We start from the raw sequence: 21,029 nt of genomic DNA on the forward strand, positions 1-21,029 counted from the left end.
CGCGACGAGCGGTACGACGCACGGGATGAGGGCGCTGCCCGTCGGCGACGACGCGCTGCTGGTCGAGGTCTCCTCCGGCGAACAGGCCCAGGCTCTGCACGCCGAACTGCTGCGCCGCCGCGCGGAGGGCACCCTGTCCGTACGGGAGATCGTCCCCGCCGCCCGTACGGTCCTCCTCGACGGCCTCGACGACCCCGCCCGGCTGGCCTCGGAACTGACCGCCTCCGAAGTGCCCCCGGCGCTCCCCCTGACCCAGGAGTTCATCGAACTCCCGATCCGCTACGACGGCCCTGACCTCGCCGACGTCGCCGCCCTGTGGGGCGTGTCCGAGGAAGCGGTGGCACGCATCCACGCGGCCACCGAGTTCCGGGTCGCCTTCTGCGGCTTCGCGCCCGGCTTCGGGTACCTCACCGGTCTCCCCGCGCGCTACGACGTACCGCGCAGGGCCACCCCGCGGACGTCCGTCCCGGCCGGTGCGGTGGGACTGGCGGGTCCGTACACAGGCGTGTACCCGCGTTCCTCGCCGGGCGGCTGGCAGCTGATCGGTACGACGGGCGCGGTCCTGTGGGACCACACGCGCGTGCCGGCCGCACTGCTGTCCCCGGGCACCCGGGTCCGTTTCGTCCCGGTGGGCCGCCCATGACGGATCGTGCGCTCGCCGTCGTACGGGCGGGGGCGCTGACCACCGTGCAGGACCTGGGGCGTCCCGGGTACGCCCATCTCGGGGTGCCGCGATCCGGCGCCCTGGACTCGCCCACAGCCGCGCTCGTCAACCGGCTGGTCGGCAACCCGTCCGGGGCGGCCGTTCTGGAGACCACCCTCAACGGCTGCGCCCTGCGCCCCCGTTGCCCGGTCACCGTCGCGGTCGGCGGCGCCCCCTGCCGGGTCACCGTCGACGGTCGCCCGGTGGCCTGGGGCGCTCCGGTGCGGGTGCCCGCCGGCGCGCTGCTGAACGTCGGAGCCGCCCTGACCGGAGTACGCGGTTACGTGGCCGTCTCCGGCGGAGTCGCCGTCGAACCGGTGCTCGGCAGCCGCTCCACCGACCTGCTGTCCGGCCTGGGCCCGCCGCCCCTCACGGACGGCGCGGTGCTGCCCCTCGGGCACGTGATCGGCGGGCACGCACGCGTGGACGTCGCTCCGCAGCCCGCGCCCCCGGCCGAACTCGTGCTCCGGGTCACCGTCGGGCCACGCGACGACTGGTTCACTCCGGCGGCGCTACGGGCCTTCACCACGTCCACGTACCGGGTGTCCTCCGCGAGCAACCGCATCGGGCTGCGCACGGAGGGCCCTTCCCTGGAGCGGGCCTTCTCCGGCGAACTCCCCAGCGAGGGCATGGTCCTGGGCGCGGTCCAGGTGCCCCCGGACGGCAGGCCGGTGGTCTTCCTCGCCGACCATCCCACCACCGGCGGCTACCCGGTGATCGCCGTCGTCCGCACCGCGGACCTGCGCGCCGCCGCCCAGGCGGCGCCGGGCACCCCGGTCAGATTCGTGCCCGCGCACCGCCGCTGAGCCACCCTGGGCCGGTCCGGCGGATCAGGCCGGAGACGCGGCGCTGCGGTGCCACCAGCTGCTCCGCGACGGGCGCCCGTCTGCGGCGGACGACGCGGTTGCCGACTCCCCGCCGCGTCGCCCGACGTGGCCACAGCTGATGTCGGCGTCCCTTCCGCCTTTCAGCCGGACCCACCGAATCCGCGCTCGCCCGTGCCTGTTCGGCGCCGTAGCCGTCCTCCACCCGATCCGCCGGCCAGGCCTACGCCACGTCCGGCTCGGCCCGGTGCTCCGCCACCGTCAGGGCGGCCAGCGCCGCCACGACGGCGTGGGACGCCCCCAGGTCGAGGCGGGCACTGGTGCCCCGCGCGCGGTGCCGGACCTCCTGAGCGGCGAGCCGGAGGAGCTGCGGCAACAGGTCCGTGCACCGCCGCGCCACCCAACCCGTGCCCGCGGTGGCCAGCCAGCGCAGACTCTCCGATCGGGTGGGCGCGGGATGTTCCGGCTCGAGCGACGGACCCGCCCCGCCCGTGACGCCCGCGTCCGCGAGCAGCGCGTGGAAGCGGACCGCGAGCTGCCGGTGCCCCTGCTCGCCGGGATGCAGCCGGTCCGCGCTCCACATCTCGCGCCCGCTGAGCCACTCCCCCTCGGCCGCGTGCAGATGCACGGCCCCGTAGCGCTCGGAGAGCGCGTGGACGACGGTGTTGACCGCCCGCTGCCGCCGGGCCAGCGGGTTCGCCAGGACACCGGGCAGCCCCAGCATCGTCCCGGGGTCGGGCAGACACGCCGTGAGCAGGAGCGCGCCCCGCTCGGTGAAGGCCGCGTACACCTCGTCCAGCCGGGCGGCCACCGCGTGGATGTCGAACGTGCGGCGCAGTGTGTCGTTCACCCCGATGACCACGGACACGACGTCCGGCTCCAGGTCGAGCCCGGCCGGCGTCTGCCGTTCCCGCACGTCACGCGTCTGCGCGCCGCTGACCGCGAGGTTGGTGAACTCCACCGGCGTGTCGCCGAACCCGTCGGCGAGCAGCGCGGCCCAGCCGCGCCAGGCGCCGTCCACGGGATCGCCCACACCCTCGGTCAGCGAGTCACCGAGCGCCACGAACCGCAGGGGTCTCATCCGACGCCCTCCGGTACGACGGGCCGCACGGGAACGTCACCGACGGACGGCACCACCGCGTCGTGCGCCGCGAGGAACGCCTCGACCGCTGCCGGCCAGCCGAAACACTCCGCACGCGTGCGTGCGTTCGCCCGGCGCTCGTGCTCGGGCCGCCCCAGCAGCAGCCGTACGGCGGCCGCGAACGCCTCTCCGTCGTCGGCGGCGACGGCCCCGGCGGACCCGATCACCTCGGGCAGCGCGGAGGACGCGCTGACGACCACGGGTGTGCCGCAGGCCATCGCCTCCAGCGCGGCGAGCCCGAACGTCTCCGCGGGCCCGGGCGACAGGCACACGTCGGCGGACGCCTGGAGTCCGCCCAGCAGTGCGCGGTCGGTGACGTGCCCGAGGAAGGTGACCGGCAGCCCGCGCTCCCGCGCCCGCTGCTCCAAGCGGGCCCTCAGCGGCCCGTCCCCGGCCACCACCAGCTTCGCCCGCTGTCCGCGCCGCAGGAGTGCCTCCAGGGCGTCCAGCGCCGTACCGGGCCGCTTCTCGACGGACAGCCGGGAGCACATCACCAGGAGCAGTTCGTCCCCGCGCGCGTGCGCGGCCCGCACCGCCGGGTCCCGCAGTGACGGATGCCGCCGCACCAGGTCGACGCCCAGCGGAGCCCGTACGACATTGCGCGCCCCGATCCGCACGAACTCCCGCTCGGCGAACTCCGTGGTGCACACCACGCGCGCGTAGGTGTGTGCCGTACGGACGTTGAGGGCGTCGGCGGCGCGCCGGGAGAGGTTCTCCGACAGGCCCCAGGTGCGCAGGACGCCGTCGGCGGTCTCGTGGGAGACCATCACCGCGGGGACGCGGGCCCGGCGCGCCCATCTGCCGGTCCACCTGAGGGTCGTCCGGTCGGACACCTCCAGGCGGTCGGGCGCGAGTTCTTCCAGGAGGGCGGCGACGCGCCGCTTGTCCGTGAGGACGCGGTAGCCGCCTGTGCCGGGCAGCAGCGGGCCGGGCAGAGTGATCACGCGCCCTTGTTCGGTGTCGCGGTCGCTCACCCGCTCACCGGGGACGATCAGGACGGGGTCGTGCCCGGCGGCCCGGTAGCCGGCGCCCAGTTCGCGCAGCGCGGTGCGCAGGCCGCCCGAGGCGGGGGCGACGAAGTTCGCCAGCCGGACGATGCGCAGCGGTCCGCTCGCGCCCCGTGGTGTCTCGCCGTTCATGCGGCCACCGCCGTCCGCGCGCTGAGGATGTCGGCGTAGTGCCCGACGAGCTGGTCGCCGACAGCCGCCCAGGTACGGCCCTCGACGGCCTCCCGGGCGGTGGCGCCGTAGGCGGCCCGCAGGCCCGGGTCACGGGCCAGGGACCACACCGCGTCCCGGACGGCGGCCGCGTCGCGCGGCGGGACCAGCAGGCCGGTGCGCCCGTGGGCGACCAGGTCCAGCGGTCCGCCGGCGGCGGGCGCGACGACTGGCACACCGCTCGCCATGGCCTCCTGCACGGTCTGGCAGAAGGTCTCGAACGGGCCGGTGTGCGCGAAGACGTCCAGCGAGGCGAAGATCCGGGCGAGTTCGTCGCCGGTACGGCGGCCCAGGAAGACCGCTCCCGGCAGCTGCTCGCGCAGTCCCGGCTCGCTGGGTCCGTCGCCCACGACGACGACCCGCACGCCGTCCAGCGCACAGACACCGGCGAGGAGTTCGACCTGCTTCTCGGGAGCGAGCCGGCCGACGTAGCCGACGATCAGCTCGCCGTTCGGGGCGAGTTCGCGGCGGATGGCCTCGTCCCGGAGTTCGGGGCGGAAGCGCGCGGTGTCCACTCCGCGCTGCCACAGCTTCACCCGGGGCACGCCGTGGGACTCCAGATCGTGCAGGGCCGCGCTGGAGGGCGCGAGGGTGAGGTCGGCGGCGGCGTGGACGGAGCGGATGCGCCGCCAGGCGGCCGCCTCGCCCGCGTGGACGTACGTACGGGCGTATCCGGCCAGGTCGGTCTGGTAGACGGCCACGGCGGGGATGCCGAGCCGGGCGGCGGCGGCCATGCCGCGTACGCCGAGGACGAACGGGCTGGCCAGGTGGACGATGTCCGCGCGGTGCTCGGTGATCGCGGCGGCGACGCGTCGGCTGGGGAGGGCGACGCGGACCTGGGGGTAGCCGGGGAGCGGCAGGGAGGGGACACGGACGACGGGGCACGGCGACGAGGCGTCGGGCCCGTTCCCGGCGGCGGTGGCCGGGGCGACGACGAGGGGAACGTGACCGCGATCGACGAGGTGCCGGGCGGTCTGGAGCGCGCAGTGGGCCACGCCGTTCACATCGGGGGGAAAGGATTCGGTCACGATGACTACACGCATAGGGGTGTTGTCGCCGTACTGGACGTGCTCGCGTCAACGTCGATCTTTCCGGACGGGGAACGTCCCATGAGCGTTGCGCACCGCCCCCTCCCGGGTCGGCGCGCGTCCACACGCTCCTGGTCCCCGGGTCATCCCCCGTTCATACGGCGGGTGCTGTCGGGCCCGATCCGGCTTCGTACGGCTGTCTGGACCTCGGCCTCCTCGGCCGGGTCGGCGGCGAGTCTGCGCAGTTGGTCGACGACCCTGGCGTCACCGGTCTCGGCGTGCCGGGCGGCGACCTCGCGAGTGGTCTCCTCGCAGTCCCACAGGCATTCGACGGCGAAGCCGGCGGCGAAGGAGGGGTCGGTGGCGGCGAGGGCCCGGGCGGCCCGGCCGCGCAGATGGGACGAGGCGGTCTCGCGGTAGACGTGACGCAGTACGGGGGCCGCGCAGACGATGCCGAGCCGTCCGGCGCCGTCCACCAGGGTCCACAGGGTCTGCGCGTCGGGCCCTTCGCCCCGTACGGCCTCCCTCAGCGCGCCGAGGACGAGGTCGCTGTCCCGGGTGCCGCCCAGGCAGGCGAGCATCCGTCCGGCGGCGGCGCCCAGGGGATCCGGTCGGTGGACCCACCCGCGCGCGCGGTCGACGGCGGCGATACTGCGCATACGTTCGAATGCGTCGACGGCGGCCTCCACGACGGCCGTCGTGCCGTCGGTGACCGCCCCCTCGACCAGGTCGAGGGCATCGGGATCATTGCTGTCCGCGAGATAGCGCAGGGCCGTACAGCGGGCACCGTCGCCACCGCTGCGGGCCGCCTCCAGGATCTGGGGCCGGTCCTCCGGGCCTGCCACGGCCGTCAGGCAGCGCGCGGCGGGCACATGGAGCACGGCACCGCGGTCGATGCCTTGCTGGGCCCACTCGAAGACGGCCTGCACGCTCCAGCCCGGGCGGGGCCCGGACGGTCGCATCTGGCGTTGCCAGCGGTCGAAACAGCCGGTCTCCTGGGCGACACGCACCCGCGTGGAGATCGATTCGCGCGGATCGTCGGCCCACAGCCGCCAGGGCCGGGGCTCGAAGGCGTCCCGCACGACGGCGGCGAGTTCCGCCTCGCCCTCCGCGTCGGTGCCGAAGCGGGCGAGCACGGGGGCGGCGAGGGCGCGCAGCCCCGCGTCGTCGTCCCTGAGCGCCAGCTCGTCCAGCGCCCAGGCCCAGCTGGTGCCGGTGGCGGCATACCTGCGCAGTACCGCGAGTGCGTCCCGCCTGCCATAAGAGGCGAGGTGCCCGAGGACCGCGAGGGCGAGCCCGGTGCGTGACTCGTCGGTGTCGAGCATGTCCTCGGCGTCGAAGAGATGGGCCTCGATCTCGTCGAGCCCGCCATGGAGGTCGACATAGAGACGGGCGTAGTAAAGGGAGCGGTTCTCCACCTGCCAGTCGTGGCGGGGGTCGTGGAGCACGCAGTGGTTCAGTGCCGCGAGCGCGTCGGCCCGCGGTGCGGTGAGCGCGTGCAGCGTGCCGTCGCCGCGGCCCCTCTGGAGCAGGCCGAGCAGCGTTCCGCTGGGCGCTATGACCGGATCGAACATGGGAAACAGCCTCACATCAAGCGTCGACGCAACCGGGATCCTGCTCTACCTGGCCACGTGACAACACGTCGGAGCGTCCGCCGTTTCCTGCTTGCTGTAGACCATCTTCCTCTGCCTCTCGTAGGTGGGCCCATGCGGACCGCATCACGGCCCGCGCGGTTCGGCAACATCTGCCCGGCCATCACGTCCATGAATCACGACGTCATGATGACCCGGCTGTTCAAGCTGCCGCGACCGTATTTCCGGCGGCCCCGTTCCGCCTCCCCCGTTTTCCTTGTCCTAGCTGGTCAGCGCGTACACCTCAGTGCGCGCCGAACAGCTCCAGCAGTTCCGTCTTGCCGAACATCCGGGCGGTGTCGAGAGCCGAGGGCATGCCCTCGGCCGGGTTGGCGCCACCCTCCAGGAGTGCCTGGATGACATCCTGCGCACCCTTGAAAACGGCCCCGGCGAGTGGTGTCTGGCCCCGGTCGTTGACCCGGTCCCCGTCAGCACCACGCGCGAGGAGCGCCCGGACCGCGTCGGCGTGGCCGTGGTAGGCGGCGAGCATCACCAGGGAGTCGCCGCGGTCGTTGGTGAGGTCGGCCGGTACGCCGGCGTCGACGTACGCCACGAGTGCTTCGGTCTGCCCCTTCCGGGCCAGATCGAAGATCTTCGTCGCCAGCTCCACGACCTCGGGGTCGGGGGCTTCACTCATCGGCCGGACCACCTCTCGCTACAACCGTACGGGTGAATCGCCAGAGTACTGGCTTAACAGGCGCATGACCCGACACCTCAGCAGCAAAGATCAGCCCGCCCGGACCACACCAAACAGGTACGCCACGCGAGTGAAATACGCCGAAATTCACCCGAGTGCACCTTTTATCGTATGGATACATGCTGTGATCCTGGAAGAACTCATGGTGACTGTCCCCACCACACCAGGAGATCCTCATGATCCTCTCCATGTCAGGCGTCGTTCTGCTCGGCATCATCGTCTTCCTCTTCTTCAAGAAGGACGGGCTCAAGGCGTCGCACGCCTTCGTCGCGGCGCTGTTCGGCTTCTACATGGCGAGCACCGCCATCGCGCCGAGCATCAAGGCCGGCGGCGAGAGCCTCGCGAGCCTGCTCGGCGGAATCAAGTTCTGACGCCCGTCCCGCCCACACGCACCCAGGAGACAGCAGTGGCCCGGCGCCCCCTCCCCCGCATCCTGAGCAACGGCAGCGCACAGATCGCCCGGAGCCGGGAGCTGGCCCGGACCGCTGCGGACAGCGCCACCGACGTCCTCCACCCGCTGATCGTGATCAGCCGGGGTCTTCGCCGACTGGCCGCGGCCGGGCGGCGCAAGTGGGCGGACACGCCCAAGGACAGGCGCGGGCCGCTGCTGTTCCTGGTGGCCTCGGTGGTCCTGGTCGTGGCCCTCGTGCCGTACGGCCCGCTGCTCGCCGTCATCTCGGTGATGGCGGCAGCGGCCTGGCACGGCCGCGACCGCGCCCCGGCGGAGCCCGATGGCCCCGACGATTCCCAGACCCAGCGCCTCCAGTCCCTGTACGACGCGCTGGTCCCCTACTTCTCCACCGCCGACGACCCCGCTCCCCTCTACGCCCACGGCGGCGAGTGGGAGAAGGCCTTCCCCACATACGAGTTCGACGGCACCAGCCGCGTCTCGCACCTGGTGGTGCGCTACCCGGCGTACTTCACCGACGGCGAGGCCGGCTCCCGCGCGCGGATCGAGCAATTGCTGCACGCCAAGTCGGGCCGGGGCCGTGAGTACCACTTCGCGTGGGACGAGGAGGGCAACCAGCTCACGGTGACCGTCCTGCCACCGCTGCCCACCGACATCGCCGCGCAGCGCTTCGTCACGTCCCCGGGCGAGACGGTGCTCGGCTTCACGGACCCCACCCAGGTACAGCGCACGCTGCCCCTCAACCACGGCGAGGAGCAGCGTGACGTCCCGCCGGTCGTCTGGCGCACGGGTCCTCGCTCCACCGAACCGCACCTCCTGGTGATGGGCGAGCCGGGCAGCGGCACCACGACCCTCCTGCGTTCGATCGCCCTGCAGGCCCTGCAGTACGGCGACGTCCTGATCGTCGACGGCAGCGGCACCGGTGAGTACGCGTGCCTGACCGGCCGCGACGGCGTACTGGCCGTCGAGTGCGCCGCGTCCGGCGCCGTGGCGAGCCTCGAATGGGCCGGCCAGGAAACGGAACGCCGACTGATCGCCGCCAACCACGCCCGTCAGGCCGGTCAGCCGATCCCCGACGACACCCGACGCCCCCTCTGGCTCCTCCTCGACCGCCCCGGAGCCCTCGCCCACCTGGCCGCCGCCGACGGCCGCCCCGACCCCCAGTCCCTGCTCCAGGTCCCCCTGCGGCACGGCCGGGCAGCCAACGTGACGGTCGTGGTGGCGGAACAGTTCGACAGCGCGGACACCCTGAGCGAAGCCGTACGGCAGCACACACGCGCGCGTGTCGTCCTCGGTCCCGCGCCCTCCACCCAACTGGAGGCGGTCCTGGGCGCGCCCCCGCACACGACACCGGTCCCGGTCATGCCCCCGGGCCGCGGCTACGCCCGCCTGGGCACGGGCCCGGTCCACCGCCTCCAGGTCCCTGCCACCCCGGACCCCCACGACGACGCGACGAACGACGCACAGCGCCAGGCGGTACTGGAACTGCTGCCGCCACGGTCGGCCCAGACACTCGTGAAGCAGGAAAAAGAACAGGAACAGGAGCCGGTGGCCTAGCCGCGCCCAGCAGCCCCGTCCCGCTCACCGCTCACGCCACGAAGGTACGGGGGGACTCTGCGCCCCCCGACCCCCCACTCGCCACGATCCGCGCCGCGGCGGCCAACCGGACAGCGGCCTCGTCGGCCACCGCTCCCCCCACCGTGAACGGCAGCCGCACATACCCCTCGAAGGCCCCGTCGACCCCGAACCGCGGTCCCGAGGGCACCCGCACCCCCACCCGTTCCCCCGCCTCGGCGATCCGCGACCCCGACAGCCCACCCGTACGGACCCACAGCGTGAGCCCGCCCCTGGGCACCGTGAACTCCCAGTCCGGCAGCTCCCGTCGTACCGCCGCGACCAGTGCGTCCCGGTTGCCGCGGGCCTGTTCGCGCCTCATCTCGACCGCCTGTTCCCAACCGCCCGTGCTCAGCAACCAGTTGATGGCCAGCTGTTCGAGTACGGGCGTGCCCAGGTCCGCGTAGGCGCGCGCGGCGACAAGGCTGCGGATCACGTCCGGAGCCGCCCTCACCCAGCCGATGCGCATCCCGGCCCAGAAGGCCTTGCTGGCGGAACCCACGGTGATGACCGTCGACCCGGCCGGGTCGAAGCCGCACACCTGACGTGGCATCTCGACATCCGGCTCCAGCCACAGCTCGGTCATCGTCTCGTCGGCGACGAGCACCGTCCCCGCCGAGCGGGCCGCCTCGACGAGTTGCCGTCGCTGGTCCTCGTCGGCGAGCGCGCCGGTGGGGTTGTGGAAGTCGGCGACGACGTACGCGATCCGGGGCGCGGCCTCGCGCAGCACCTGGCGCCAGCGGTCCAGATCCCAGCCGGCGAGCCCCTCGGCCATCGCGACGGGCACGAGCCGGGCGCCCGCCTCCCGCATCAGCTGAAGGATGTTGGCGTACGAGGGCGACTCCACCGCGATGCGCTCGCCCCGCCCGGAGAACAGATGGCAGATCGCGTCTATGGCGCCCATCGCGCCGGTCGTCACCATGATCTGTTCGGGCATGGTGGGGATCCCGCGCGCGGTGTACCGCTCGGCGATCGTCGCGCGCAGCGCGGGCAGCCCGGCCGGGTAGTCGCCGTGCGTGTGCGCGTAGGGGGGCAGTTCCTCCAGGGCGCCCTGGACGGCACGGGTGAGCCAGGGCTCGGGCGCGGGCAGAGCCGCCGTGCCGAGGTCGATCACCGAGCCGAGCGCCTCGGGAGGCAGGGGTTCGAGCCCGCGCGCGGGAAGTGGGTTACCCGCGGGCACAGCAGTCCAGCTGCCCGCGCCGCGCCGGGACTCCAGGAAGCCCTCGGCGCGCAGCGCCTCATAGGCGGCGGCGACCGTGGTGCGACTGACAGAGAGGGCGAGGGCCAGTTCGCGTTCGGCGGGGAGGCGGGCGGCTACCGGCACCCGGCCCTCGAGGACCAGCAGGCGGATGCCGTCGGCGAGTGAGCGGTAGGCGGGCGGGCGGCGGGTGCCGGGGCCCGCCGGGCGGTCCTGCTGGGAGGTGAGCAGCCGGGCGAGCTGCGCGGTACCCACCGCCGAAGTCCACTGCACCATGCAGATCAGTCCACCTTCCCCGAATTGGCCATGGATGGGATCCGATCCCAAGCCACAGGGTGTCATGTGTCAGGCCACTATCACCACAGGGGGCAGCTCGTGAGTTCGTTGTCAGCGCCGGACCGGCTCGGCCGACGGTTGATCCAGCTCTACGCCGGTCTCGCGCTGTACGGCGCCAGTTCGGCTCTGCTCGTCGAGTCGGGCCTCGGCCTGGAGCCATGGGGCGTGCTGCACCAGGGGCTGGCCGAGCTGACCGGACTGACGATCGGCGTCGTGTCGATCTTCGTGGGCGCCGCCGTACTGCTCCTCTGGATCCCGCTGCGTCAGCGTCCGGGCCTCGGCACGGTCTCGAACGTCTTCGTCGTCGGCCTCGCCATGGACGGCACCCTCGCCCTGGTCCCCGACGCGCACGACCTCGCCGCCCGCGTCCCGCTCCTGGTGGCGGGCATCGTCCTCAACGGTGTGGCCACCGGCCTGTACATCGCGGCGAGCTTCGGCCCGGGCCCGCGCGACGGCCTGATGACCGGCCTGCACCGGATCACCGGCCGCTCGATCCGGCTCGTCCGTACGGCGATCGAGGTGGCGGTGGTGGCGACGGGCTTCGCCCTGGGCGGCACGGTGGGGATCGGTACGGTCCTGTACGCGGTGGCGATCGGACCGCTGGCGCAGGTGTTCCTGCGCGTGTTCGCCGTCTCCGCGGCATCGGGCGGCAGCACGGCCGTTGCCGCCGGTCAACCGGCAGAGGCGATACTTCGACCGTGACCTCGCGGATACGTCATCCCTACCTCGACCACCCCGGCCCGATCCCCTTCGCCCACCGGGGCGGGGCGGCGGACGGGCTGGAGAACACGATGTTCCAGTTCCGGCGGGCGGTCGAGACGGGCTACCGCTACCTGGAGACCGACGTGCACCGCACGGCGGACGGAAAACTCGTCGCCTTCCACGACTCGACGCTGGACCGGGTGACGGACGGCGGCGGCCTGATCGCGGACCTGCCCTGGTCCGACATACAGCACGCGCGCGTGGCGGGCAGCGAGCCGGTGCCCCTCTTCGAGGACCTGCTCGAAGCGTTCCCCGAGGTTCGCTGGAACGTCGATGTCAAGGCCGAGCCCGCGCTGCGCCCGCTCCTGGACCTGATCGAGCGCACCGACTGCTGGGACCGGATCTGCGTCGGTTCCTTCTCCGAGGCGCGCGTGGTGCGCGCCCAGCGGCTCGCCGGTCCGCGCCTGGCGACCTCGTACGGCACCCGGGGCGTCCTCAACCTTCGACTGCGCTCGTGGGGAGTGCCCGTGGGGGTGCGCCGGTCCGCGGTCGCCGCACAGGTTCCGGAGTCCCAGTCGGGCGTACCGGTGGTCGACCGGAGCTTCGTGCGCACCGCCCACGCGCGCGGGCTGCACGTCCACGTATGGACGGTCAACGATGCCGATCGCATGCACCGGCTCCTGGACCTGGGAGTCGATGGCATCATGACCGATCACATCGACACGTTGCGCAAGGTTCTGGAGGACCGGGGCACCTGGTTCTGACTCCCCGCGCGCACCACCTTCACGGGGAGAGCAGGGGCCACGAGTGGGCATCGACACCGCGCGGAACGAGGCGGCCGACGAGGCCGCCGGGCGCCGCCGCGAGCAGCACGGCTGGTACTTCTACGACTGGGCGTGCTCCGTCTACTCGACGAGCGTGCTCACCGTGTTCCTGGGCCCATATCTGACCTCGGTCGCCGAGCAGGCGGCGGACGCGGACGGGTTCGTGCATCCGCTGGGCATACCGGTCCGCGCCGGGTCGTTCTTCGCCTACTCGGTGTCCCTGTCGGTCATCGTGGCCGTGCTGGTCATGCCCCTGGTGGGCGCAGCCGCCGACCGCACCGGCCGCAAGAAGCCCCTCCTGGGAGCCGCCGCCTACGTGGGCGCCACGGCGACGGCCGCCATGTTCTTCCTCGACGGCGACCGGTATCTGCTCGGCGGGCTCCTGCTGATCGTCGCCAACGCGGCCCAGTCCGTGTCGATGATGCTCTACAACTCCTACCTCCCCCAGATCGCCACGGTCGAGGAGCGCGACGCGGTCTCCTCGCGCGGCTGGGCGTTCGGCTACGCGGCGGGCTCACTGGTCCTCGTCGTCAACCTGGTGCTGTACACGGCCCACGACTCCTTCGGCCTGTCGGAGGGCATGGCCGTCCGCATCTGTCTCGCCTCGGCGGGCCTGTGGTGGGGCGCCTTCACCCTCGTACCGCTGCGCAGACTCCGTGACCACCGGGCCGCCCCGGAGGAGATCGCCGCGAAGAAGGCCACCTCCCCGGGTCTGCGGCAACTCGCGGCGACGGTCCGCGACATGCGCCGTCACCCGCTCACCCTGGCCTTCCTGCTCGCCTACCTGATCTACAACGACGGCATCCAGACCGTGATCTCCCAGGCCTCGGTGTACGGCTCCGAGGAGCTCGGGCTCGGCCAGTCCACCCTCATCGTGGCGGTGCTGCTGGTGCAGGTGCTCGCGGTGGCGGGGGCGCTGGGGATGGGCCGACTGGCCCGCGTGTACGGGGCCAAGCGGACGATTCTCGGATCGCTGGTGGCGTGGACGGTGACACTGGCGGCGGGGTACTTCCTGCCGGCCGGCGCACCGGCGTGGTTCTTCGTGCTGGCCGCCGGGATCGGCCTGGTCCTCGGCGGCAGCCAGGCACTGTCCCGGTCGCTGTTCTCACATCTGGTGCCGCCCGGCAAGGAAGCCGAGTACTTCTCGGCGTACGAGATGAGCGACCGCGGAATGAGCTGGCTCGGCCCGCTTCTGTTCGGGATCACCTACCAGCTGACCGGCAGCTACCGGGACGCGATCATCTCGCTCGTGGCCTTCTTCGTCATCGGGTTCGTGCTGCTCGCCCGGGTTCCGGTAGGTCGGGCGATCCGCGACGCGGGCAATCCCGTTCCCGAAAGGATTTAGCATCGGCGGCAAAAAAGCGGTAGTGTACGCCGTTGGCCTGCCAGGCGTACCGTTACTGCGCGTCAAAGATGACTGAGCGCTGCGTGATATCTGCTTGCAGATGTGACAAACCGGGCACTGGTGGGTACAACAAGGGACAGCTACGACGGCGACGCATGACCCCGAAACGGGACACGGGACGGGAATCTTTACCGCCGACCGGACGTTGAACCGGATGACGACGACAGCGACACCTGTCCTGTGGGCGACAAGCCCGGGAGGCACGATTCATGAGTGAGCGAGCTCTTCGCGGTACGCGCCTCGTGGTGACAAGCTACGAGACGGACCGCGGCATCGACCTGGCCCCGCGCCAGGCCGTGGAGTACGCATGCGAGAAGGGCCATCGTTTTGAGATGCCCTTCTCGGTCGAGGCGGAGATCCCGTCCGAGTGGGAGTGCAAGGTCTGCGGGGCCCAGGCACTCCTGGTGGACGGCGACGGCCCTGAGGAAAAGAAGGCCAAGCCCGCGCGTACACATTGGGACATGCTGATGGAGCGGCGCACCCGAGAGGAACTCGAAGAGGTCCTCGAGGAGCGACTGGCCGTACTCCGCTCCGGAGCGATGAACATCGCGGTACATCCGCGGGACAGCCGCAAGTCCGCGTAGTCCCTCCGGGGGCTGGGCGGCATACAACGCACGCGTGACACCGCGGGTGCCGTACGTGAATTCGGCGTACGGTGCCTGCGGTTTTGCGTTTTCCGGCGTCGGCGACCGCAGCAGGGGCAGGGGCAGGTAAAAACGTGACAGGCCCGCGCCTACTCGGCGCGGGCCTGTCACGTCCGGAGCCGTGTGTCAGCCGGTCAGCGGCGGGCGCCGCTCCCCCGCGGTCCCGCCCGTCCCGTGGTCCTGGATGACCTCGCCCTGGACCACCTTGCCGTCCGGGCGGCGGATCCTCGCCTGCTGGAAGGCGTCGCCCAGGGTGCCCGGGGTCGCCTCCCTCAGTTTGCGTTCGAAGGTGCGTTCCGCGTAGCGGCTGATCGCCTTCTGGAGCGGGGGGATCAGCAGGAGCAGGCCCAGGGCGTCCGAGATCAGGCCGGGCAGCATCAGCAGCAGACCGCCGAGCATCAGCAGGCCGTTGCCCTCGCTGCCGCCGGGGCGGTCCGTGCCTGCCGCCGGCGTGCCGCCCTGCTGCTGTTGCAGCGTCTGAGTGAGGTTGCGGAAGGCCCGGCGGCCCGCTCGCTTGATGACCACGGAGCCGAGCACGAAGCCGGCTGTCAGGAGCACGAAGACCGCGAGGCCGCTGGCCGCGCCGGCGACCACGGACAGCAGCCAGATCTCCAGCACCAGCCAGGCGGCGATGCTCAGCGGCAGGAACGTGCGCAGCCGGGAACGCCGCGGCCGGGCGGGGTGAGTGGGGGTCGGTGCGCCAGTCGTCATGCGTCCAGTGTGCCTGGACCGGGCTCAGCACAGGATAAGAGGACGATCAACAGGACCTGTGACTTCGCACGGGCATACCCGGACTGACCGCTACGGCTTCCTGGTCTTGCCGCGGGCCCGGTTCACTCGCTCCGCCACACCCCACGTCGTGACCCGCCACAGCGCCTCGACCAGGATGTCGCGGCTCATCTTGGAGTCGCCGTGCTCGCGCTCGACGAAGGTGATGGGCACCTCGACCACGTGGTAGCCCGCCCGGATCGCGCGGCGGGCCAGGTCGACCTGGAAGCAGTAGCCCTGCGAGGCGACCTCGTCGAGGCCGAGGCCTTCGAGGGTCTCGCGGCGGAAGGCGCGGTAGCCGCCGGTGACATCCCGGATGGGTACGTCGAGCAGGACCCGGGAGTAGAGGCTGCCGCCGCGGGAGATGAGCTCGCGCGACCTGGGCCAGTTGACCACCCGGCCGCCGGGCACCCAGCGGGAGCCGAGGACCAGGTCGGCGCCCTTGAGGGCGGTCAGCAGGCGGGGCAGTTCCTCGGGCTGGTGGGAGCCGTCGGCGTCCATCTCGATCAGGACGCCGTAGCCGTTGTCCATACCCCACTGGAAGCCCGCGAGGTAGGCGGCGCCGAGGCCCTCCTTGCCCTTGCGGTGCAGCACCTGGACCTGGTCGTCCCCGGCTGCCAGCTCGTCGGCGAGCTTGCCGGTGCCGTCGGGGCTGTTGTCGTCCGCCACCAGAACGTGGACATCAGGGACCGCCTCGCGCACCCGGCCGACGATCTTCTTGATGTTCTCCGCCTCGTTGTAGGTCGGAATGATCGCCAAGGCCGTACCGAGCGGGCCGAACCGCCGTCCCTGGGCTTGTGCCGCGAGGGTCCCGTCGCCGTCGTTCACTGCTGCCCCTTCAAGTCCGTACGCAGAGGTCCACCATAGTGGCCGCAGCCTGCGCCGACGTGTCAGCACGTGCGTACGGGGGTGTCTATTCGGCAAGAGCCGGGTAAGGGGGTCCGCTTCGTCGCTTTGCGCACACTGCGGATCGGGGCCCGGCGCCCTTCGGGCCGACCTGGGACCCGCTGGCTGCGGGTCGACCGAAAGCCGTTGTCTACTGGACGTCCGGGCCCCACCCGGGTCACACCTTGCCGACCGGGTGGAACGTTCCGTCGCAGCGGCGCGGGCGCTGAGCCTGGCTGCCAGTGGTGGTGCGCCGGTGCGGCACACCATCCCTGACCCAGCGGCGCTGCGGCGACTGCGCGGAGGTTCCCCGGTCGGGCGTCCGGTGGTGGACCCGGCCGAACCTACCGGCCAGCTGCCGTCGGCTGTCAACAGCTGCTTGAACTGCGGTTCTTTCACCGATCGCCTGGTCAGGGCCGAGGATGCGCAGGTCGTGCGGCGGCGTGTCGGCCACCGATCGGTACCGCGCCACCCCGGGAGATCACTCGCCCGGCCGTACGAACACCGTCCGTCCGCCCACCACTGTGCGCAGGCATACGGGAAGGTCGGCGCCCGGGGTGAGATCGGGCAGGCCCGGGGTGCCGGAGCGGGGGTCGGTGGACCAGCGGGCGACCCGGTCGTCGGGGGCCTGGACCACGAGGGCGTCGGTGCGCCAGAGGGCGTAGTCCGCGGGCGCGCCCGGCACCAGGACGCCCGCGTCGTCGCGGCCGACGGCCCGCCAGCCGCCGCGGGTATGGGCCGTGAACGCCGCGCGGACCGAGATGCGGTGTTCCGGGGTGCGGTGGAAGGCGGCGGCACGGACCGTGCCCCAGGGATCGAGCGGGGTGACGGGACTGTCAGATCCCAGAGCGAGCGGGACGCCGGCTTTCAGGAGGGCCGCGAAGGGGTTCAGGGCCCGCGCACGGCCGGCGCCCAGGCGCTGGACGTACATTCCGTCCTCGCCGCCCCACAGGGCGTCGAAGGCGGGCTGCACGGAGGCCGTGAGGCCCAGCTCGGCGAAGGCGGCGATGGTCTCGGGAGTGAGCATCTCGGCGTGCTCGACGCGGTGCCTGGCGGCTCGGACGCGGGCCAGACCGACCTTCTCGGCGGCTGCGCGCACGCCCTCGGCCACGGAGGTCACGGCGGCGTCCCCGATGGCGTGGAAGCCCGCCTGGAGGCCCGCCTCGGTGCAGGCGACGACATGGGCGGCGACGGCTGCGGTGTCCAGGTAGGCGGTGCCCGTGTGGCCGGCCCGGTCGCCGTACGGCTCGTGCAGGCAGGCGGTGTGCGAGCCGAGGGCGCCGTCGACGAACAGGTCACCGGCGGCGCCGATCGCGCCCAGGGCGCGGGCCTTCTCGATCCCCGCTTCGCCCTGTTCGGCCCAGTAGCCGACCACACGCGGGCCGGGCTCCTCGGCGGCGAGGCGCAGCAGGCCGGTGAAGTCGTCCTCCGAGGAGATCTCCGGTCCCCCGCACTCGTGGACGAAGCCGATGCCGAGCGAGGCGGCGCGTGCGAGAGCGGCCCGCTGGGCCTCGGTGCGCTGGGCCGGGGTGACCGCACCCAGGGCGGCGGCGCGGACCGTGTGGTGGGCGTCGCCGGTCAGCGGGGCGTCGGAGCGGCCGGTGTCGCCCCGTACCAGGTCGAGCAGTGCCGTCGTCACGACCGCCGAGTGGACGTCGATACGGCTGAGGTAGAGCGGGCGACCGCCGGTGGCCTCGTCCAGTTCGGCGCGGGTCGGCGGACGGCCGCCGGGCCAGCGGGCGGCGTCCCAGCCGTGGCCAAGGAGGACGCGGTCGGCGGGCCGGGCGGCGGCGAACGCGCGTACGAGGGTGAGGGCCGCGTCCAGGGAGGGCGCGTCGGACAGGTCGAGACCGGTGAGCGCGAGGCCGGTGGCGGTGGTGTGCACATGTGCGTCGGTGAACGCCGGGGTGACCAGGGCGCCGTCGAGGTCGATCACTTCGTCCGCCGCTCCTGTGAAGGCGTCTGCGGCGCCTTCCGAGCCGACCCAGGCGATGTGTCCGCGCTCGACGAGCATCGCGGTCGCGAAGGGGTCTGCGGGGCTGTGGACTTCGCCGCCTCGGAGGAGGACGGTGTCGGGCGGTGCCGGGCGTTCACTCATGGGGACAGTTTCTCGCGGGCGCCCGGCGGACCTGCACCTGGGGCGCCTCTGCCGGCCACCCGGAACACTGCTGAGCGGCCTCAGATCTTTGGCGGTCTCGCCTCGTAGGGTGTCGACAGGACGACCGTCGTACGGGTCGAGACGCCCGCGAGGGTGCGCACCCTCGCCAGCAGCTCCTCCAGCTCGTGAGGGGTGGCGACGCGGACCTTGAGGATGTAGTTCTCCTCGCCCGCCACGCTGTGGCACGCCTCGAGCTCCGGGACGTCCCGGAGGCGTTCCGCGATGTCGTCCGGGGCGCTGGGGTCGAACGGTTTCACCGAGATGAAGGCCGTCATGGGCAACCCCACGGCTGCCGGGTCGACCACCGCGGCATAGCCGCGGATGACGCCGCGCTGTTCCAGTCGGCGCACCCGCTGATGCACTGCAGATGTGGACAGGCCCGTGGCCTTGCCCAGGTCGGTGTAACTCATCCGCCCGTCCTTGACGAGCAGCTGCACGATCTGTCGGTCCAGCTCCTCCATGGCGCAGAACCTACCGTGCGGTTGATCTCCTCCGATACCTGAGCGGTGCAGGTCATGGCCTGTTCGTGATGTGACTGAAGGTGCGCCGCGGGCCGGACGAGGGACAAAAGCATCGCCACGGGCACCTGCGAACGGCATGTGACGAACGCCACAGCCCTCGAACGCGCTCCGTGAAGGTCTCGTGATTACGGCCGAGACCGGGCGGGAAGTGCTTGCTGTGGCCGAGGCCGCAGTTGCCTTGTCGGCCCAGCCCGAGGGGGAGTTACCCATGCAGAGTCTTAAGCGCCCTGGTCGCACCACGCCCAAGAGGCCCCAGTCGGTCGTCGACATCGAGCCGGAGGGCATCGAACCCGACGCGCTCGACAGCGAGGAACTCGACGACTACGACACGTTCGAGATGTTCCGGGTGATCTGCCCGGACTGCACACAGCCCATCGCGCTGCTCTCGGACGAGGAGATCCTGCCGGAGCACGCGCTGTGCGCGTCACCGTGGAACCCGTTCGGGCTCACGGTCTGCGCCGGTACGGGTCGCGCGGCGGCCGACGCCCGGTCCGCGGACGAGTCCGCGGAGCCCCAGGAGCAGCACACCGCCCTGCTGTTGACGCTCCCTCAGGGGCTCGACTGGCGGACCCAGCCCTTCTCGCACGTCGGCGGCCCTGCCTCACGCCCGATGCGGGTCCCCGTGCTGCGGCGCCACGCCGCCTGAGCGCATCCGCTCGAACCTCCCGAACGTCTCTGCGCCACGGCACACGCGGGCTGCCGCGGTGCGCGGTTCCGGTGCGCGCACGCGGCGTCGCGAACGCAGGGCCGAATCCGGCGCGCGGTGACCTGATCGACCGCCACCGCGTTGCCCTGGCATGACGACCCCCATGTACGCGGCGCAGGGGCGCCAGCTCTACGACTCCGGCCCGGCAGAATCGGTTCAGCGGGGTCTGCCGAACGAGGGCCGGCCGAGCCCGCCGGTACCGTCCGACCCGCCCATCTACCGCGCGCTGCTGCGCACCTGGGCCGACGGTGGCCGCACCCTGCCGGGGCGCTACGACCCGGAGTGGGTCCGGCTCGCGGCGCCGCCGCTCGGGCTCGGGATCGTGATGGACCCGTTCAGCGCGTCTCCGGGCCCGCCAGGTGACGGGCGATGACCATCCGCTGGATCTGGTTGGTGCCCTCGACGATCTGCAGGACCTTGGCCTCGCGCATGTAGCGCTCCACGGGGAAGTCCGCGGTGTAGCCGTAGCCGCCGAGTACCTGGACCGCGTCCGTCGTGACCTTCATCGCCGTGTCGGTGCACAGGAGTTTGGCCATGGCGGCCTGTTTGGCGAACGGCCGGCCGGCATCGCGCAACCGTGCCGCCGCGAGGTACAGCGCCCGGCCCGCCTCGATCTGCGTGGCCATGTCGGCGAGCATGAAGCGCAGCCCCTGGAAGTCGGAGATCGGCCGCCCGAACTGCCGGCGCCCGGTCGCGTAGGCCACCGCCTCGTCAAGTGCCGCCTGGGCCAAGCCGATTGCGCAGGCCGCGATACCGAGACGCCCCGAGTCGAGCGCGGACAGCGCGATCGCGAAGCCCTGCCCCTCCTCGCCGATGCGCCGGCTGCTGTCCAGCCGGACCCCGTCGAAGTTGATCTGCGCGGTGGGCGAGCCCTTGAGGCCCATCTTCCGTTCCGGCGCCGCCGCGCCCAGCCCGGCCGCGTCGCCCGGAGCCAGGAAGGCGGTGATCCCGCGCGGGCCCTCCTCGCCGGTGCGTGCCATGACCGTGTAGAAGTCGGCGATGCCGCCGTGCGTGATCCAGGCCTTGGTGCCGTCGAGCACCCAGAAGTCGCCGTCCCGTACCGCCTTCGTGCTCAGGGAGGCGGCGTCGGAGCCGGACGCGGGTTCGGAGAGGCAGTACGCGCCGAGGAGCCCGCCGCCGAGCATCGCGGGGAGGTGTTCGGCCTGCTGTTCCTTGGTGCCGTAGCTCGCGAGGGCGTGACAGGACAGCGTGTGCACGCTCGCACCGAGTCCGACGGTGAGGCGGGCCGCGGCGAGTTCCTCGAGGACCTGGAGGTAGACCTCGTACGGCTGGTCGCCACCGCCGTGGTCGGAGGAGTAAGGGAGGCCGAGCAGCCCCGACTCCGAGAGCAGGGCGAAGACTTCGCGCGGGAAGCGGCCGGCGTCCTCCTCCTCGGCCGCCTTGGGGGCGATCTCGCGCTCGGCGATGTCACGGACGAGCGAGATCAGGTCCCGGGCCTCGTCCGTCGGCAGTTGACGGTCCACCGGCTGCGGGGCGTGGTCGGGCATGTCGACGCTCTCCTCCCTGTCGGGCGCGACGGCACACGCGCGCCTGAGTAGGGTGGCGTCCGCCGGTCTCACTGGTCACGGCCGATGCCGGCCCTTCCGGGTCACGGAAG

Annotated in this window: 21 protein-coding genes; 10 read left to right on the top strand and 11 right to left on the bottom strand. The window is 72.3% G+C overall.

Features of this window, described 5'->3' with window-relative positions; all coding sequences use genetic code 11:
• Nucleotides 1-25 precede the first annotated feature (25 nt).
• Both pxpB and G3I71_RS14930 read left to right on the top strand, forming a co-directional pair.
• Nucleotides 26-643, top strand: a complete 618-nt coding sequence (gene pxpB, locus G3I71_RS14925) for a 5-oxoprolinase subunit PxpB (RefSeq protein WP_164315237.1) — start codon at nt 26-28, stop codon at nt 641-643.
• Entirely contained in the window at nt 640-1,509 is an 870-nt protein-coding gene (locus G3I71_RS14930) for a biotin-dependent carboxyltransferase family protein (protein ID WP_164314897.1), read from the top strand. The genes pxpB and G3I71_RS14930 overlap by 4 nt, the downstream gene beginning before the upstream one ends.
• A 241-nt stretch (nt 1,510-1,750) precedes the next feature.
• On the opposite strand, the gene G3I71_RS14935 is transcribed toward G3I71_RS14930, so the two are convergent.
• The 5 genes from G3I71_RS14935 to G3I71_RS14955 all read right to left on the bottom strand — a co-directional run bounded on the left by G3I71_RS14935 (nt 1,751) and on the right by G3I71_RS14955 (nt 7,181).
• A complete protein-coding gene (locus G3I71_RS14935; RefSeq protein WP_164314899.1) occupies nt 1,751-2,608 on the bottom strand; it encodes an SGNH/GDSL hydrolase family protein in 858 nt (285 codons plus the stop codon).
• Nucleotides 2,605-3,807 (bottom strand): glycosyltransferase, encoded by a 1,203-nt coding sequence (locus G3I71_RS14940; RefSeq protein ID WP_164314901.1) that lies wholly within the window; start codon nt 3,805-3,807, stop codon nt 2,605-2,607. The genes G3I71_RS14935 and G3I71_RS14940 overlap by 4 nt, the downstream gene beginning before the upstream one ends.
• Nucleotides 3,804-4,928: a glycosyltransferase family 1 protein gene (locus tag G3I71_RS14945; RefSeq protein ID WP_164314903.1), complete on the bottom strand. Its 1,125-nt coding sequence runs from the start codon at nt 4,926-4,928 to the stop codon at nt 3,804-3,806. Before G3I71_RS14945 ends, G3I71_RS14940 begins: the two co-directional genes overlap by 4 nt.
• Nucleotides 4,929-5,056: 128 nt before the next feature.
• Nucleotides 5,057-6,487, bottom strand: a complete 1,431-nt coding sequence (locus G3I71_RS14950) for a HEAT repeat domain-containing protein (RefSeq protein ID WP_164314905.1) — start codon at nt 6,485-6,487, stop codon at nt 5,057-5,059.
• Between the two features lie 301 nt (nt 6,488-6,788).
• Nucleotides 6,789-7,181: an ankyrin repeat domain-containing protein gene (locus G3I71_RS14955; RefSeq protein ID WP_164314907.1), complete on the bottom strand. Its 393-nt coding sequence runs from the start codon at nt 7,179-7,181 to the stop codon at nt 6,789-6,791.
• A gap of 236 nt (nt 7,182-7,417) precedes the next feature.
• On the opposite strand from G3I71_RS14955, the gene G3I71_RS14960 reads away from it, so the two are divergent.
• Together G3I71_RS14960 and G3I71_RS14965 are read left to right on the top strand one after the other, a co-directional pair.
• Nucleotides 7,418-7,612 (top strand): hypothetical protein, encoded by a 195-nt coding sequence (locus G3I71_RS14960; RefSeq protein ID WP_164314909.1) that lies wholly within the window; start codon nt 7,418-7,420, stop codon nt 7,610-7,612.
• Nucleotides 7,613-7,647: 35 nt separating this feature from the next.
• Complete coding sequence (locus tag G3I71_RS14965; protein WP_164314912.1) at nt 7,648-9,207, top strand: ATP-binding protein; 1,560 nt, start codon at nt 7,648-7,650, stop codon at nt 9,205-9,207.
• 31 nt (nt 9,208-9,238) lie between these two features.
• Here the strand turns inward: G3I71_RS14965 and G3I71_RS14970 are convergent, their stop codons facing one another.
• Complete coding sequence (locus G3I71_RS14970) at nt 9,239-10,738, bottom strand: PLP-dependent aminotransferase family protein (protein ID WP_164314914.1); 1,500 nt, start codon at nt 10,736-10,738, stop codon at nt 9,239-9,241.
• A 108-nt stretch (nt 10,739-10,846) separates the two neighbouring features.
• Between G3I71_RS14970 and G3I71_RS14975 the strand changes: the two genes are divergently transcribed.
• The 4 genes from G3I71_RS14975 (at nt 10,847) to G3I71_RS14990 (ending at nt 14,313) form a co-directional block, all read left to right on the top strand.
• Nucleotides 10,847-11,500, top strand: a complete 654-nt coding sequence (locus G3I71_RS14975; RefSeq protein WP_164315238.1) for a YitT family protein — start codon at nt 10,847-10,849, stop codon at nt 11,498-11,500.
• Nucleotides 11,497-12,264, top strand: a complete 768-nt coding sequence (locus G3I71_RS14980) for a glycerophosphodiester phosphodiesterase (protein ID WP_164314916.1) — start codon at nt 11,497-11,499, stop codon at nt 12,262-12,264. Before G3I71_RS14975 ends, G3I71_RS14980 begins: the two co-directional genes overlap by 4 nt.
• Before the next feature lie 43 nt (nt 12,265-12,307).
• Nucleotides 12,308-13,669, top strand: a complete 1,362-nt coding sequence (locus G3I71_RS14985; RefSeq protein ID WP_164314918.1) for an MFS transporter — start codon at nt 12,308-12,310, stop codon at nt 13,667-13,669.
• 269 nt (nt 13,670-13,938) lie between these two features.
• On the top strand, nt 13,939-14,313 hold the full coding sequence (locus G3I71_RS14990; protein WP_164314920.1) for an RNA polymerase-binding protein RbpA: 375 nt from the start codon (nt 13,939-13,941) through the stop codon (nt 14,311-14,313).
• Nucleotides 14,314-14,499: 186 nt separating this feature from the next.
• Here G3I71_RS14990 and fxsA read toward each other — a convergent pair whose 3' ends face one another.
• From fxsA to G3I71_RS15010, 4 genes are all read right to left on the bottom strand, one after another.
• Entirely contained in the window at nt 14,500-15,084 is a 585-nt protein-coding gene (fxsA, locus tag G3I71_RS14995) for an FxsA family membrane protein (RefSeq protein ID WP_164314922.1), read from the bottom strand.
• A 90-nt stretch (nt 15,085-15,174) separates the two neighbouring features.
• Nucleotides 15,175-15,969, bottom strand: coding sequence for a polyprenol monophosphomannose synthase (locus G3I71_RS15000; RefSeq protein ID WP_164314924.1), 795 nt, complete (start codon nt 15,967-15,969; stop codon nt 15,175-15,177).
• Nucleotides 15,970-16,507: 538 nt separating this feature from the next.
• Nucleotides 16,508-18,124, bottom strand: a complete 1,617-nt coding sequence (locus G3I71_RS15005; RefSeq protein ID WP_164314926.1) for an amidohydrolase — start codon at nt 18,122-18,124, stop codon at nt 16,508-16,510.
• Nucleotides 18,125-18,204: 80 nt separating this feature from the next.
• Complete coding sequence (locus G3I71_RS15010; RefSeq protein ID WP_164314928.1) at nt 18,205-18,645, bottom strand: Lrp/AsnC family transcriptional regulator; 441 nt, start codon at nt 18,643-18,645, stop codon at nt 18,205-18,207.
• Nucleotides 18,646-18,913: 268 nt separating this feature from the next.
• Between G3I71_RS15010 and G3I71_RS15015 the strand changes: the two genes are divergently transcribed.
• Nucleotides 18,914-19,351: a hypothetical protein gene (locus G3I71_RS15015; protein ID WP_164314930.1), complete on the top strand. Its 438-nt coding sequence runs from the start codon at nt 18,914-18,916 to the stop codon at nt 19,349-19,351.
• Nucleotides 19,352-19,502: 151 nt separating this feature from the next.
• Entirely contained in the window at nt 19,503-19,784 is a 282-nt protein-coding gene (locus G3I71_RS15020) for a hypothetical protein (protein ID WP_239149160.1), read from the top strand.
• On the opposite strand, the gene G3I71_RS15025 is transcribed toward G3I71_RS15020, so the two are convergent.
• Nucleotides 19,747-20,919, bottom strand: coding sequence for an acyl-CoA dehydrogenase family protein (locus tag G3I71_RS15025; protein ID WP_164314932.1), 1,173 nt, complete (start codon nt 20,917-20,919; stop codon nt 19,747-19,749). The genes G3I71_RS15020 and G3I71_RS15025 overlap by 38 nt on opposite strands.
• Nucleotides 20,920-21,029 lie beyond the last annotated feature (110 nt).

The organism is Streptomyces sp. SID12501 (assembly GCF_010550245.1).
Taxonomy (GTDB): Bacteria; Actinomycetota; Actinomycetes; order Streptomycetales; family Streptomycetaceae; genus Streptomyces.

What these genes read in the sequence shown, in the direction of transcription:
- G3I71_RS15015 (WP_164314930.1), top strand. Translation starts at nt 18,914, where the DNA reads ATGCAGAGTCTTAAGCGCCCTGGTCGCACCACGCCCAAGAGGCCCCAG.
- G3I71_RS14935 (WP_164314899.1), bottom strand. Translation starts at nt 2,608, where the DNA reads ATGAGACCCCTGCGGTTCGTGGCGCTCGGTGACTCGCTGACCGAGGGT.
- fxsA (WP_164314922.1), bottom strand. Translation starts at nt 15,084, where the DNA reads ATGACGACTGGCGCACCGACCCCCACTCACCCCGCCCGGCCGCGGCGT.
- G3I71_RS14970 (WP_164314914.1), bottom strand. Translation starts at nt 10,738, where the DNA reads ATGGTGCAGTGGACTTCGGCGGTGGGTACCGCGCAGCTCGCCCGGCTG.
- G3I71_RS15020 (WP_239149160.1), top strand. Translation starts at nt 19,503, where the DNA reads ATGACGACCCCCATGTACGCGGCGCAGGGGCGCCAGCTCTACGACTCC.
- G3I71_RS15025 (WP_164314932.1), bottom strand. Translation starts at nt 20,919, where the DNA reads ATGCCCGACCACGCCCCGCAGCCGGTGGACCGTCAACTGCCGACGGAC.
- G3I71_RS14950 (WP_164314905.1), bottom strand. Translation starts at nt 6,487, where the DNA reads ATGTTCGATCCGGTCATAGCGCCCAGCGGAACGCTGCTCGGCCTGCTC.
- G3I71_RS15010 (WP_164314928.1), bottom strand. Translation starts at nt 18,645, where the DNA reads ATGGAGGAGCTGGACCGACAGATCGTGCAGCTGCTCGTCAAGGACGGG.
- G3I71_RS14955 (WP_164314907.1), bottom strand. Translation starts at nt 7,181, where the DNA reads ATGAGTGAAGCCCCCGACCCCGAGGTCGTGGAGCTGGCGACGAAGATC.
- G3I71_RS14960 (WP_164314909.1), top strand. Translation starts at nt 7,418, where the DNA reads ATGATCCTCTCCATGTCAGGCGTCGTTCTGCTCGGCATCATCGTCTTC.
- G3I71_RS14940 (WP_164314901.1), bottom strand. Translation starts at nt 3,807, where the DNA reads ATGAACGGCGAGACACCACGGGGCGCGAGCGGACCGCTGCGCATCGTC.
- G3I71_RS14930 (WP_164314897.1), top strand. Translation starts at nt 640, where the DNA reads ATGACGGATCGTGCGCTCGCCGTCGTACGGGCGGGGGCGCTGACCACC.
- G3I71_RS14945 (WP_164314903.1), bottom strand. Translation starts at nt 4,928, where the DNA reads ATGCGTGTAGTCATCGTGACCGAATCCTTTCCCCCCGATGTGAACGGC.
- G3I71_RS15005 (WP_164314926.1), bottom strand. Translation starts at nt 18,124, where the DNA reads ATGAGTGAACGCCCGGCACCGCCCGACACCGTCCTCCTCCGAGGCGGC.
- G3I71_RS14990 (WP_164314920.1), top strand. Translation starts at nt 13,939, where the DNA reads ATGAGTGAGCGAGCTCTTCGCGGTACGCGCCTCGTGGTGACAAGCTAC.
- pxpB (WP_164315237.1), top strand. Translation starts at nt 26, where the DNA reads ATGAGGGCGCTGCCCGTCGGCGACGACGCGCTGCTGGTCGAGGTCTCC.